We start from the raw sequence: 13,027 nt of genomic DNA, 5'->3' as shown, positions 1-13,027 counted from the left end.
TTTGTATTCTAACTATATAACTTAGTTACTGTATCTAATACCATCTCAGTCATTCTGTCTACACCTTGCTTAATCTTATCTTTATCAGCTCGTACTTGACTAAAAACATGATCCGAAACAGTGAGTACTGTTGCAGCTCTCAAGCCATATTTAGCAGCAATATTATATAAAGCTGCTGTCTCCATCTCCACTCCTAAGACACCATATTCAGCTAATTTCTTTAATCCTTCCGTATAGGTATCATCCTTACCATAAAAATAATCAGAAGTTACAATCTGGCCTACATGGACCGGCATCTCTAATTCAACCGCACTTTGGTATAAGTTATTAATTAATTCAAAATCAGCTGGTGGCGATAAAGTAATATCATCAGCTAAGTTATTAATTGTAGTACCCACACTAGCAGCTGATTGACCAATTAATAGATCTGCTGCTTCTAAACCTTCATTTAAAGCACCACAAGTTCCTACTCGGATTAATGTTTTAGCCCCTAACATGTGTAATTCCTCTAAAATAATCGCCGTGGATGGAACCCCCATACCAGTAGTCTGAATTGATACTTCTACTCCATTAAAAGTTCCTGTATAGCCATACATCTTTCGATAATCTGTATATACCTTAGGCTCATCTAAAAACTTTTCAGCCATATATGTAGCTCTTTCTGGATTTCCAGGTAACAATACAATATCTGCTACTTGATCTGCTTCTGCTTCAATATGAATCGGCATTATCAATTCCTCCTTTTACTTTTTATCCTTCCTAATTTTTTGAATAATATTATAAAACATCATATTAATCTACATAATTCGTTAGTCGTCTGACATTTAACTTAATTTTAATATATTTCTTTATTATTGTCAAATAGTGCACCACTAATAATTTTAAATGCATTTTGAAGAATGCCTACTCTAGCCCCATTACCTTCAACAACTGCATTTGTAAACTTTATCTCCATTCTATCTATAATGTTATTATTATTTTTTAATCTATTACCTTTTTTTAAACATTTTAATACCAAAAAACAAATGAGCATGCCCTCAAAAAAGAAGCACGCCCACAGTTTTACAATAAACTACAAAGGTTTCATCTTTAGTAATATCAATCTTTTTTACAATAAAAAAATAAAAAGCCTCGGAAAAATCCGAGGCTAAAATATCGAAATCTATGTTAATTATAGTTTAACGACATTTTCAGCTTGAGGTCCACGGTCTCCTTCAACAACTTCAAATTCTACCGCTTCACCCTCTTCTAAATTCTTAAATCCTTCTTCTTGAATTGCAGAGAAGTGTACAAATACGTCGTCTCCTTCTGCTTGCTCAATAAATCCATAGCCTTTTTGTCCGTCAAACCACTTAACATTACCTTGTTTTTTCATTAAATAATTCCTCCTAATAATTTAAAAATCAACTGACAACTAATTTTTTATCAGCCTTCTAAAGAATAACACATAAACTTATATTTGTCAATGGTTTTATCCTTTTTATCTAAATTATTTGCTTTTTTACTTGAATTTTACTTAATATTAAACTCTAAACAGGTAGTATTGTCTCCTATCTATTTGGGATTAGCTAATTCAATATCAATATTTTTCCCTTTAATTCTATTATCCTTCATAATCTGTAGTACTTCTTTAGCATACTCTCGAGGAACTTCTACAAAAGTAAATTTATTATAAATATCAATAAGACCAACTAGGTCACCAGGAATACTAGTTTCTCCAGCAATTGCTCCTACAACATCTCCTGGACTGATTTTCTGTTTCTTTCCTATATTTATAAATAATCTAACCATTCCTGGTTCTGCTCCTGTATCTCCAAAGTTCTCTATTTCTTCCGAACCTTCTCTATTCTCTCTTTCCATTACTAATTTCAATAATGCTGCAGCAATATCAACAGAGACATAATCCTCTTCTATCAGTCCTTCAATTAACTTATTCTCCTTAGATAAATTATCACTTTCTATAATTTCAGACACTTCATCTAAAAGTAGTTCCATCTTACTCTCTTCTACATCACTAGCTGAAGGTACCTGTCGTCGTTTTATTTTAGTCTTAGCATACTTTTCTATCTTCTTTAATTGATAGATCTCTTTGCCTACTACGAAAGTAAAAGCATAGCCTTGTCTTCCGACACGACCTGTTCTTCCAATTCTATGTACATAATACTCTAAATCCTGAGGAATATCATAATTAAAGACAGCTTCTACATCATCAACATCGATCCCTCTGGCTGCTACATCAGTTGCTACTAGAGTCTCAATAGTACCATTCTTAAATTTGTTCATAACTCTATCCCGCTGCGACTGATTCAATCCACCGTGAATCCCATCTACGAAGTAACCTCTTGCTTGCAGTTGAATAGTAAGTTCATCTACTTGTTTTCTTGTATTACAAAAGATAATTGATAATTTAGGGTTATAGATATCAATTAGTCTCGATAGAACTTCTAATTTGTTTCTTCTTTTAACCTCAAAGTATGCCTGTTCAATATTTGGTACTGTCAGTTTTTTATGTACTACCTTAACTATCTCTGGATTATTCTGATACTTCTTTCTTAATTTTAAAATAGACTGCGGCATAGTAGCAGAGAAGAAAATAGTCTGTCTCTTGCCTTTAATTCCTCTTAAAATTGTCTCTATATCATCTCTAAAACCCATATTTAACATTTCATCGGCTTCATCCAAAATAGCCATCTTTAAATTATCAATCTTTAAAGTTCCTCTCCTCATATGATCCATTGTTCGGCCTGGAGTCCCAATTACAATCTGAACTCCCTTTTTTAATGCCTTAATTTGACGCCTAATTGATTGGCCACCATAGACTGGTAAAGTTTTAATCTTTCTCTTATATTTTGCCAACCTTCCTATCTCTTCAGATACTTGAATAGCCAATTCTCTAGTAGGACATAAAACTAAAGCCTGTACGCTTTTATTATCACTATCTACCTTCTCTAAAATTGGAATTCCAAAAGCAGCTGTTTTTCCTGTCCCGGTCTGTGCTTGTCCTATTACATCTTCCCCTTTTAATATGTGAGGAATTGCTTGTGCTTGAATGGGAGTTGCTTCTTCAAATCCCATATCTTCGACTGCTTTATTAATTTCTTTAGATAGATTTAAATCTTCAAATTTCTTCTTTTGCATATATAATTTCCACTTCCTTTTTAATTAATAACCTTCTTTACTATAACATAGTTTGCTTAAAATTACCAATATAAATTCATATCTTTACTATATAACTTAGTGTGAATTGCTTATATTTATAATATGTATATTAATATTAAATTAAACTTAAATCAAGCTACATAATTTTAAAGACCTGCTTCTACACAGGTCTTTAATAATGATTAAAAATATATCTTATTCTTACTAATCCATACTTTAAATTAAGAGATATTTTTTAATTTCTCTTCTAAATATAGGACAAATTCATTTAGACTTCCCCGCCAGTTAGGCTCAAATCTCTTGTTATTCTCTTCATCAATTAAAAAGTCCTCTATTAAAAAAGTTTCTATTCCTAATTCACTAGCTACCATATCTTCTTGCATATTATTACCGAGCATTATACAGTCATCAGGAGTAATGTCTAACTTATCTAGTATCTCTTGATAATATTTCACGTTAGGTTTACAGTAATGCATATTCTCATAACTAGTTATTAGATCAAAATTATTAGGATCTAATCCTGCCCACTCCATCCTTTCTAAGATAGCAGCGCGAGGAAACAGAGGATTAGTAGCTATAACTAACTGATATTCTGCGTCTTTTAGTAACTTAACTATTCGAATCGAAGTCTTATCTATACATAAACCCCTACTTAGAAGAGGAAATTTCTCTTCATAGAACAGATCAAACCTCTTCATTATTTCTTCCCTTTTTTCACCTTCTATTTCCATTAATGAAAAAAAAGAGTCCATAAATATTTTTTGATTCGTCTGTTTACCATCATTATTAATCATGTCATCAGTAGCTTTCATCAATATATCAATAAATCTATTCGGAGTAGCCAAATCAATAAACTCCTTTGTTAAAGCCTTAAAGTAGTCTTCTAAAAGCTTATCAAAATCGACCGGTAACAAAGTCCCATCTAAGTCAAATAGAATAGTTTTTTTATCGTGCAAACCCAATCTTTACACCTTCCTCTCTTAATTTTGCTTGTTAAATAATTTTATGTTTACTAATCTATTTTAGCCTTACTTAACTCCGTTCTACATAAAATTAAAATTTCCTCCATCCAAGCTTAAATAAAAAGGACCCAGATTTCCTGGGCCCTTACTCCTCTATTCAACTTTAAATAAATATGAGTGACAGAACAAATACAGTAACAATCGCAGTTATTCCTTGGACAAGAGTTCCCATCGAATGAGTCTTATAGGCAGTAGAGGTGTCAAGATCAGAGAACTGACTTACCACCCAGAAATAACTATCATTAGCGTGAGAGATAGTCATTGCTCCAGCCCCTGTTGCTAATACTACTAATGCTTTAGCTAACTCACTATCCAATCCTAACTGTGCCAAGATAGGACTTACTAAAGAAGCAGTAGTAATTAAAGCTACAGTAGAAGAACCTTGCGCTGTCTTTAAAGCTGCTGCAATAATAAACGGCAAGAAGATTCCTAAATGATATCCAGATAGAGTCGTCCCTAAATAGTCACCGATTGGAGTAGCCTTTAAGATTGCACCAAAAGCTCCTCCAGCTCCTGTAATCATAATGATAGAAGCTGCATTCTTTAATCCTTCGCCAACCCAACCATTAATGTATTCTTCACTTAAATTAGGTAATAATCGGAATCCTAAGAAGATACCAAGTATTAAGGCAACTGTTGGATCACCAAAGAAATCGAAGAATGTCTTAACTCCACCTGTTCCAAAAGGATGAGTCGGGAAGTCAGCAATCGATTTCAAAGTAATTAAAATAATAGGCACCATAATTGGAGCAAATGCATCGAATGTACTTGGTAAATCACCTTCATCTCCAGCTTCTTCTACCTCAATATCTGCTTCTATATAGTAGTTAGAAGCAAACTTTGTAGCCCATAAGTAGCCAGCTCCAATTGTTGGTATAGCAACAATTAATCCAAATAAGATTACATATCCTAAGTCAGCACCTAAAGTCCCAGCAGCTGCAATTGGACCAGGCGTTGGTGGAATTAAAGTATGAGTTGCATATAAACCAGCCGATAAAGCCACAGCCATAGTCGCCATCGAAACTTTAGTCTTCTTAGCTAATGATTTATTCAAAGATGATAGAATTACAAATCCACTATCACAAAAGACCGGAATAGAGACAATAGCTCCAGTTATCGACATAGCTAAAGCAGATTTTGTCTTACCTACTATTTTCAAAACAGTATTAGCCATAGTTAAAGTCCCACGTGATTTTTCCAATAAAGTTCCTATAATAGTTCCAGCAATAATTACTATTCCTATATAACTTAATATTCCTCCAAAACCATCGGTCACTGTCTTAATTACTTTTAAAGAATCCATTCCTGATAATATTCCTACACCAAAAGCTGATAAAAGTAATACTAAGAATGCATGCATCTTTACCCTAGCAGTCATAAGAACTATAAATGCAATTGCTGCAGCCAAAATTACTAATAATAATGGTCCTTGTACCATAATTAACTCCTCCTTTTTTTATTATCTTTCAATTAATTAAACCCCATTTTCTTTCGCTAAGTCACCTCCTTGATTAATAGGACAAATTCAAAAATCTCCCTAAATTTTCACCTAGTCTTTCTAACAACCTTTGTGCTTGTTCCATAGCTACTTCTAAATCCATTGGTTTATCAACTATAGAGAATAAAGTATCTATTCCCTCTTCATAAACTTTATTAGCACCATCTCCTAGACTACCAGCCACTCCGATTACTGGTAAATCATACTTCTTAGCCACGCGAGCAACACCTATTGGTGTCTTGCCAAATATAGTTTGCGAGTCTATCATGCCTTCGCCAGTAATAACAATATCAACTTCTCGAATCTTATCTTCAATCTTACTAGTCTCAATCACAATATCAATCCCAGGTTTCAAATCTGCTCCTAAAAAAGCAGTTAAGCCTGCTCCTAATCCTCCGGCAGCACCAGCCCCAGGTATACTATTTACATCTTTACTTAAATCATCTTTAATTACTTGAGCAATACTTCTTAGACCTTCATCCAACTCTTTTACTACTTCAGGTGTCGCTCCTTTTTGAGGACCATAAATATAGGCGGCACCGTTTTTACCATAAAGAGGGTTATCTACATCACAAGCCACCTGAATCTCTACTTCTTCAATCCGAGAATCTAGTCCATTCAAATCAATCTTTTGAATAGCCTCTAGCTCACCACCGCCAAAACCAACATCTTTACCATTCTTATCTAAAAACTTGCCGCCCAAAGCTTGGGCCATGCCTACCCCGCAATCGTTAGTAGCACTACCACCAATTCCAATAATTAGCTTCGTACACCCTTCATCTAAAGCAGCCTTAATCAACTCGCCTGTCCCATAGGTAGTAGTTTTAGCTGGGTTTCTCTTCCCCTCTGGCACCAAAGGTAGACCAGAAGCTGCTGCCATCTCAATTACTGCAGTATTGCCATCTCCTAATATGCCAAAGAAAGCTTCAACTCCATCTCCTAATGGTCCGGTTACTTCCTTACTAATCAACTCCCCATCAGTGGCATCTACCAAAGACCTAACTGTCCCTTCACCGCCATCAGCCATTGGTAATTTCTCTATTTCAAACTCCGTGTCGGCCCGTTGTAAGCCTCTTCCTAAGCTTTCAGCCACTTCTAAAGCTGTTAAACTTCCCTTAAAAGAATCTGGTGCAATTAATAGCCTCATCCTTTTCATCTCCTCTAGAATAAGTATCTTCTATTATTTATTTCTTATCAATAGTTTTTATTTTCTTAATATTATTGTAACTCTTATTATCAACAAGTTCAATTAGCAAACTATACAGCTTTTTAGTTATATCTTTATTATAATTTGAACACTTTGCACAAATTTTGTGTAAACAGTCATTAATTAAACTCATCTTTCTTTTTTCCTCTAAATATTTGACATAACAGCATCAATTTAAGGGAAACAGCGTCATCAAATTTTTTAGGATCTAAACCAGTACTTTCTTTTATTTTCTCTAATCTATATATTACTGAATTGCGATGCAAATGAAGAGTTCTAGCAGTCTCACTTATATTGAGATTATTAGAAAAATAAGCTTCTAAACTATCTCGAAACTGATTATCTAATGGCAGGATATTAGCAAAATATTCTCTTATCTGGTTAGGTAACTCTTTAACCATTCTTTCTAACTTTAAATCTTCAATATGGTAGATATCTTTAGAAGGATAGAATCTTTTACCCAAATTCACTGCTTCTACACCTTCTGCAAATGATTCTTTAATTCCAATCAATCCTTTTCTTACCCCACCAACACCAATCTTACAATTAAAATTAAATTTATTCTTTAATCTAGCTACCAATTCTACTTTGTTTTTTAATATCTCTTCTATCCCTCTCTCCATTTGCTCTTGCTCATAATTGATAATCACAAATCTTTCTCCACTTAAGTGAAAGACTCTTTTAGTTAACTTAGCAATGAAGAAAGTTTCAATCTCTTCCTTGATCCTCTTTATATACTGGTGTAACTCGGTTTCATTTTTTCCATTAGACCTTCTTAATAATTCATCCCATAGATTAGTTACTTCTAAAATCGAAACCCAAAATTGTTGATTAATATTATATCCTAATGCCTCTGCTCTAGAATACATTACGTTATCTTTAGAATCTAAATCTCTATTCAGAAGTTCCTTAATAAAATGCTCTTCAGCTTGTTCCGCTAATTGTAACCTTTGTAAGTAAAAAGCTTGTTGTAACATTAATTCAGCTGTCATCTTAACTAACCCACCATACTTCTCTACCTCAGCCGGAACCCCTGTAATACCCACTACTCCTATGACATTACCATTAAAATGAATAGGTAGATTAATACCTGGCTTAACCCCTTTCAACTCCTCTGCTTCCAGTTTAGAAATATTTAACTTCTGCCCTTCGACTATTACTTGTCTAGCACCCTCATGGAGAGTATTAATTCTATCTTCATTACCACTACCAATAATAACCCCTTCCTCATCCATAATGTTTATATTTCTCTCTAGAATTTGCATAGTTCTATCCACAATAGTCTGAGCAAGATGTGGCGTTAAATTAATCTCTGTAGAATTATCTTTAATTTTCATTATGATCATCTCCTATGTAAAATTATTAATAAGTACTTCACTTAGCCTTAGCCTTGACCTCAACCTTACCTTTCTCTATAAATATTATAAAGTGTTCACTAAGTAATTGTCTACTAACCACTAATAATAATTTCCCATTAATATATTAATTAATTCTCATCAATAACTCCGCCTTTTAAATATGATATCTATCATATCATTTTATTGAATCATAACGTATAATTGGTACAGTATGATTTTTATAGAAAATCAAAACTTGAGGTGTTAAATCCATGCCAAATGAAGATACTAGGATGCTAAAATTAGCTTATCAACAGATGCCCTATGGAATAATTATACTTAATCAAAGAAATGAAATCATATTTATGAATCAGATGGCAGAAGGGATTAGAGGAAGATCAGCTCAAATAATTCAAGGTAATAATGTGCTTTCCTGTCATCCTCAAAAAATTAAAGAAGTCGTAGCCCGTTCTTTAAAAGCCTTAAGAGAAGAAGACCCAAAGAATTCTAACCGAATGACAATCGATAAACGAAATGACAAATACTACGAAACTAATTATATTCCTATCAAAAATAATAATGACTCCTATTTAGGTTCCATGCTAATCTCGAAAGATATTACAGAACAGAGGAAGCTTGAAGAAAAAAGATTATCACACTTAAAACATTTTGAAGAAGAGGCTGACCGATTAAGAGCTGAATTACAAGAATTATTCTTTTCTTCATTAGATAGTCTAATCAAGACTCTAGAAGCAAAAGATAAATATACCGAAGGCCATTCTACCCGAGTAGCAGATATCAGTCGAAAGATTGCTCAATACAGTTGTGATGTATCACCTCAAATAGATACTATTGAATTAGCAAGTCAATTTCACGATATTGGAAAGGTTGGCATTCCTGAATCTATTCTTAATAAACCAGGTAAGTTAAACGAAGAAGAGTTTAATTACATAAAAGAACACCCTATTCTAGGAGAAGATATATTAGCACCTATCTTAAAACCTAAATCTATAAAACCTAAACCTATGAAGAAAGTAATAAGACATCATCACGAAAGGTACGATGGACGAGGTTATCCGGATGGTCTAAAAGAAGATGAAATTCCTATAGGAGCTAGAATATTAGCCATTGCTGACAGTTATGATGCTATGACTACTGACCGTCCTTATCGTAACGCATTAACTCCTAGGACTGCACTTAAAGAGATTAATTCTAATTTAGGAACTCAGTTTGACCCGGAATTAGGAGAAATATTTTTGATGCTTCATGACAAAGGAGTTATAAATTAATATTTTTATCACTACCAATAGTTAAAACCCAGAGTAAAAACACTCTGGGTTCTTATAAATCAAATTTATATTAGCTGTTTACTGCAGACCTTTGCTTCCTTTTAATCTAGCCTCTGAAACTAGACTACAGAAGAGAACCATCGGTAGTAAAACATTATTTTGATTCATAATACTCTTTTGTAATTGTTTAAATTCACTCTTAGGATAATTATGAATATCTAATACAAGATGTTCGATTAAACCACCCTCTGTTAAGTTGCCTTTTTTAATCTGAATAAGCTCTTCTTTTTGCGATTCTGATAAACTTTTAGCCATACGCTGTTCACTATTCATTAAAGACATTTGCTTTTCAAAGATAGGTACCTCTTCAAATTCATCTATCTTTTCAGTTAATTCTTTTTGAGAACTACTAATATAATTATAAAGTAGTAAACCTAAATACCGATACAAGGATTTATAAAGAGGATTAATTTCTGAAATTGACTCTTCTGCTGTACCGAGTTTGGCCGCTACATCTCCTAAACAGTATAATGCTAACATATCAGATTTTGAACTCTCTCTAACATGAGATCCAGCCCAACTAACTACTTTATTATACTCCTCTGCTTCTCCACGTTCACTACCTGCAGAAGCTATTTGATAATAATACATAGCTAAACAAGCATAACTATAAGGGTCCTGTTGGTCTTGCTCATTAATTCCCCATTTAAAATACTCTAAAGCCTCTTCAAATTCACCATCTAGCCAATGGCCTTTCCCTTTTAAATATAATTCTTTTATATTTAATCCTTCATATTTATTATCTTTGCTTTCATCGTTATAGCTATTCCCTTCTTGTTTCTTAATTAAACCCTTTACAAAATCAAACAAGCCCATAATCGTCTCCCTTCTAAATTTAATAAAGATTAACTTACTACTTCTTTTTCTTTTATATTATCATCAATTAAAGGCTCACCATCAACACTTTCACTAAGCTGAATATTTAAGGCATGAACCGATATATTTATTTCAATAGCTGAAAGAATTAACGAAAGCATTAAAAGTCCAAGCCCGATAGCAAAAACAACTTCTCCTGCTGTACTTTTATTAAAGAATAACAGAAACATCGAAAAAACACAAAAGAACAATGCTAAAATAGCTAGAAACTGCATATTTCTAATAAGCTTGACTCTTTTTTTCAATGAAGCTAACTGTGGAGATATAATACTATCCTTCTCTCCTTTTTCTTTTGCTTTATCATGAAGAGTCCTTATCAGGTCAGCCAAGCCTAAAAATCTATTAGTATATGCTAATAGTAATAATGAAATGGTAGAAAAAATAAGAGCGGGGGTAGTAAGATTTAACTCCATTAGAATCACCTCATATCTCCAAGTTTATATCTAGAGCTTTCATAGAATAGTAAATTTCAATTAATGATGTTACAAGTGAAACTAAGAAAAAAAGAACTGCCAATATAAAAGTAATATTACCAAAATCAATTTTGCCAAATAATAAGAAAAACATTGATAATGTTGAAAAGAATAATGAAACAACTGCAAACAACTGTAAATATCTAATATATCCTAGTCTTTTGGTAAAAATTAATAGTTGCTTTTTAAAGTTTTTCTTTTTAGGAAGATCAGTATCTCTTATTTCTGAAGATAAATTCCTAGCTACTTGACAAATCTTTGTAAATCTTGCACCATAAGCAGACATTAATAGTGAAATAGTAGAAAAAAGAAACGCAGGAGTTGTTATTTTGGAAACAATATGCATTATATATATCCTCTTAATACTTTACTACGAGAAGGATGTTGTAATCTCTTTAATGCTTTCTGCTGAATCTGTCTAATTCGTTCTCTACTTAATTTAAATCTATCCGCAACTTCTTGTAATGTTCTTGACCAGTTATCTTTTAATCCGAACCGTAATCTAATTATTTCTGCTTCTCTTTCTGTTAATTCAGCCAAAACTTCCTCTAAATCTTCTTTTAAAAACTGGTTACTAACTCCTTTTACTGGATCTTCAACATTATCATCAACTATTAACTCACCTAATTCCGTATTCTTGTCTTCTCCTACTAAATTATTTAGTGAAGCCAAATTCTGTTCTGATGATATCTTAATAATCTCTTCAACTTTTTCTGCATCAATTCTTAATTCTTCTGCAATCTCTTCAATAGTAGGTTCTCTATTTAATTCATTATAAAGCCGTTCTTTTACCTTAAAGACTTTAGTTGTCTTCTCCCAAATATGCACCGGTACTCTAATAGTCTTCGCTTCTGGTAAGGACCTAGTGATCCGCTGCCTTATCCACCAAGTGGCATAAGTGCTAAACTTATAACCTTTCTCAGGATCGAACTTATCAATTGCTTTCATAAGTCCTAAATTACCTTCTTGAATCAAATCCTGTAATTCCATCCCTTTACCTCGATACTTCTTAGCTATATCAACTACTAATCGTAAGTTATGCTCGATAAGTTGTGTCTTTGCCTCTTCATCTCCATTTTGAGCTCTTCGAGCCAGCTTAACCTCTTCTTCTCTTGAAAGAATATCATGTCCTATCTCTTGGTAATACTGCTTAATTCCCATCATTAGGCCTCCTTTATCATCCATAAATTATTAAGTCATTAATTCCTTCTGAAGCCTACCTAAAATTCAATCGTCAAGAATATTACTATATTCTTTCTGTTGTCTAACATTACTTAATTCTAGATTTTAACCCAAAGTCCTTTTGTAAATTTATGTAATTATGCTCATATCAAAGAGACAAAGAACAAAAACACCTCAATTCAGATGGAGTTTTCTTGATGTGTTTTAGATAAAAAAAGCACCTAGAGCTTATATATCTAAACTCTAGGTGCTTTATAATTAAACTAAGTTTTTTACTTTAGCTTATAATTTAGAATAAGCCGCTGATATTACCATCTGCATCAACATCGATCTCTTCAGCTGATGGAACCTTAGGTAAACCAGGCATTGTCATTACTGCACCTGTTAATGCTACTAAGAAACCTGCTCCCGCTGAAACATTAATCTCTCTAACTGTAACTTCAAAGTCAGTTGGTCGACCTTTCTTAGTTGGATCGTCAGAGATAGAAGACTGAGTCTTAGCCATACAAATTGGCATATTATCGAAGCCTTGTGCAGTTAACTTCTCGATATCCTTCTTAGCTTCGTCAGTGAATACTACGCCGTCAGCACCATAGATCTTTGTAGCGATAGTTTCGATCTTTTCATCGATAGGCATATCTAGTGGATATAACTGATCGAAGTCATCGTTTCCTTCTTCCATAGCTGCTAGTACTTTCTCAGCTAATTCTTGACCACCTTCGCCACCTTTTGCCCAGATTTCAGATAATGCTACGTTAACACCTTTTGCTTCGCAAAGCTCTCTAATCTTGTCAAGCTCTGCTTCTGTATCAGTAGGGAATCTATTAATAGCTACTACTGCAGGTAAGTTGAAGTTCTCAGTAATGTTTTCGATATGCTTTGCTAAGTTTTCAAACCCTGCTTCTATTGCTTCTACATTCTCTT

General features: G+C 33.3%; 13 protein-coding genes. 1 reads left to right on the top strand and 12 read right to left on the bottom strand.

What is annotated here, in order from left to right; genetic code table 11:
* Positions 1-8: 8 nt before the first annotated feature.
* The 7 genes from BM077_RS10340 to BM077_RS10305 form a co-directional block, all read right to left on the bottom strand.
* Positions 9-728, bottom strand: a complete 720-nt coding sequence (locus BM077_RS10340) for a DeoD-type purine-nucleoside phosphorylase (protein ID WP_089750045.1) — start codon at positions 726-728, stop codon at positions 9-11.
* Between the two features lie 443 nt (positions 729-1,171).
* Complete coding sequence (locus BM077_RS10330; protein WP_089750041.1) at positions 1,172-1,375, bottom strand: cold-shock protein; 204 nt, start codon at positions 1,373-1,375, stop codon at positions 1,172-1,174.
* A gap of 179 nt (positions 1,376-1,554) precedes the next feature.
* Entirely contained in the window at positions 1,555-3,138 is a 1,584-nt protein-coding gene (locus tag BM077_RS10325; RefSeq protein ID WP_089750039.1) for a DEAD/DEAH box helicase, read from the bottom strand.
* A 242-nt stretch (positions 3,139-3,380) separates the two neighbouring features.
* Entirely contained in the window at positions 3,381-4,121 is a 741-nt protein-coding gene (locus BM077_RS10320; protein ID WP_255361620.1) for an HAD family hydrolase, read from the bottom strand.
* A 163-nt stretch (positions 4,122-4,284) separates the two neighbouring features.
* A complete protein-coding gene (locus BM077_RS10315; protein WP_089750037.1) occupies positions 4,285-5,619 on the bottom strand; it encodes a GntP family permease in 1,335 nt (444 codons plus the stop codon).
* A gap of 73 nt (positions 5,620-5,692) precedes the next feature.
* The gene (locus BM077_RS10310) at positions 5,693-6,826 is read right to left on the bottom strand and encodes a glycerate kinase family protein (protein WP_089750035.1); all 1,134 of its coding nucleotides are present in this window, start codon (positions 6,824-6,826) and stop codon (positions 5,693-5,695) included.
* Between the two features lie 179 nt (positions 6,827-7,005).
* A complete protein-coding gene (locus tag BM077_RS10305; protein ID WP_176941699.1) occupies positions 7,006-8,223 on the bottom strand; it encodes a CdaR family transcriptional regulator in 1,218 nt (405 codons plus the stop codon).
* A gap of 272 nt (positions 8,224-8,495) precedes the next feature.
* Here BM077_RS10305 and BM077_RS10300 point away from each other — a divergent pair, with 272 nt between their 5' ends.
* Complete coding sequence (locus BM077_RS10300) at positions 8,496-9,512, top strand: HD domain-containing phosphohydrolase (protein ID WP_218124682.1); 1,017 nt, start codon at positions 8,496-8,498, stop codon at positions 9,510-9,512.
* A gap of 78 nt (positions 9,513-9,590) precedes the next feature.
* Here BM077_RS10300 and BM077_RS10295 read toward each other — a convergent pair whose 3' ends face one another.
* The 5 genes from BM077_RS10295 to BM077_RS10275 form a co-directional block, all read right to left on the bottom strand.
* Positions 9,591-10,388 (bottom strand): hypothetical protein, encoded by a 798-nt coding sequence (locus tag BM077_RS10295; RefSeq protein WP_089750031.1) that lies wholly within the window; start codon positions 10,386-10,388, stop codon positions 9,591-9,593.
* Positions 10,389-10,417: 29 nt separating this feature from the next.
* Positions 10,418-10,861, bottom strand: coding sequence for a DUF2721 domain-containing protein (locus BM077_RS10290; RefSeq protein ID WP_089750143.1), 444 nt, complete (start codon positions 10,859-10,861; stop codon positions 10,418-10,420).
* 10 nt (positions 10,862-10,871) lie between these two features.
* Positions 10,872-11,267 carry a DUF2721 domain-containing protein gene (locus BM077_RS10285; protein WP_089750028.1) on the bottom strand — a complete coding sequence of 132 codons (396 nt, stop codon included), beginning with the start codon at positions 11,265-11,267 and terminating at the stop codon, positions 10,872-10,874.
* On the bottom strand, positions 11,267-12,082 hold the full coding sequence (locus BM077_RS10280; protein WP_089750026.1) for a sigma-70 family RNA polymerase sigma factor: 816 nt from the start codon (positions 12,080-12,082) through the stop codon (positions 11,267-11,269). Before BM077_RS10280 ends, BM077_RS10285 begins: the two co-directional genes overlap by 1 nt.
* Before the next feature lie 310 nt (positions 12,083-12,392).
* Positions 12,393-13,027, bottom strand: a 635-nt coding sequence (locus BM077_RS10275) for a formate--tetrahydrofolate ligase (RefSeq protein WP_143079001.1), incomplete at its 5' end; no start/stop codon positions are given.

The organism is Candidatus Frackibacter sp. WG13, assembly GCF_900114655.1.
Classification (GTDB): domain Bacteria; phylum Bacillota; class Halanaerobiia; order Halobacteroidales; family Acetohalobiaceae; genus Frackibacter.
This window is presented reverse-complemented; position numbering and strand designations above follow the sequence as displayed.

What these genes read in the sequence shown, in the direction of transcription:
- BM077_RS10340 (WP_089750045.1), bottom strand. Translation starts at nt 728, where the DNA reads ATGCCGATTCATATTGAAGCAGAAGCAGATCAAGTAGCAGATATTGTA.
- BM077_RS10330 (WP_089750041.1), bottom strand. Translation starts at nt 1,375, where the DNA reads ATGAAAAAACAAGGTAATGTTAAGTGGTTTGACGGACAAAAAGGCTAT.
- BM077_RS10325 (WP_089750039.1), bottom strand. Translation starts at nt 3,138, where the DNA reads ATGCAAAAGAAGAAATTTGAAGATTTAAATCTATCTAAAGAAATTAAT.
- BM077_RS10315 (WP_089750037.1), bottom strand. Translation starts at nt 5,619, where the DNA reads ATGGTACAAGGACCATTATTATTAGTAATTTTGGCTGCAGCAATTGCA.
- BM077_RS10310 (WP_089750035.1), bottom strand. Translation starts at nt 6,826, where the DNA reads ATGAGGCTATTAATTGCACCAGATTCTTTTAAGGGAAGTTTAACAGCT.
- BM077_RS10305 (WP_176941699.1), bottom strand. Translation starts at nt 8,223, where the DNA reads ATGAAAATTAAAGATAATTCTACAGAGATTAATTTAACGCCACATCTT.
- BM077_RS10300 (WP_218124682.1), top strand. Translation starts at nt 8,496, where the DNA reads ATGCCAAATGAAGATACTAGGATGCTAAAATTAGCTTATCAACAGATG.
- BM077_RS10295 (WP_089750031.1), bottom strand. Translation starts at nt 10,388, where the DNA reads ATGGGCTTGTTTGATTTTGTAAAGGGTTTAATTAAGAAACAAGAAGGG.
- BM077_RS10290 (WP_089750143.1), bottom strand. Translation starts at nt 10,861, where the DNA reads ATGGAGTTAAATCTTACTACCCCCGCTCTTATTTTTTCTACCATTTCA.
- BM077_RS10285 (WP_089750028.1), bottom strand. Translation starts at nt 11,267, where the DNA reads ATGCATATTGTTTCCAAAATAACAACTCCTGCGTTTCTTTTTTCTACT.
- BM077_RS10280 (WP_089750026.1), bottom strand. Translation starts at nt 12,082, where the DNA reads ATGGGAATTAAGCAGTATTACCAAGAGATAGGACATGATATTCTTTCA.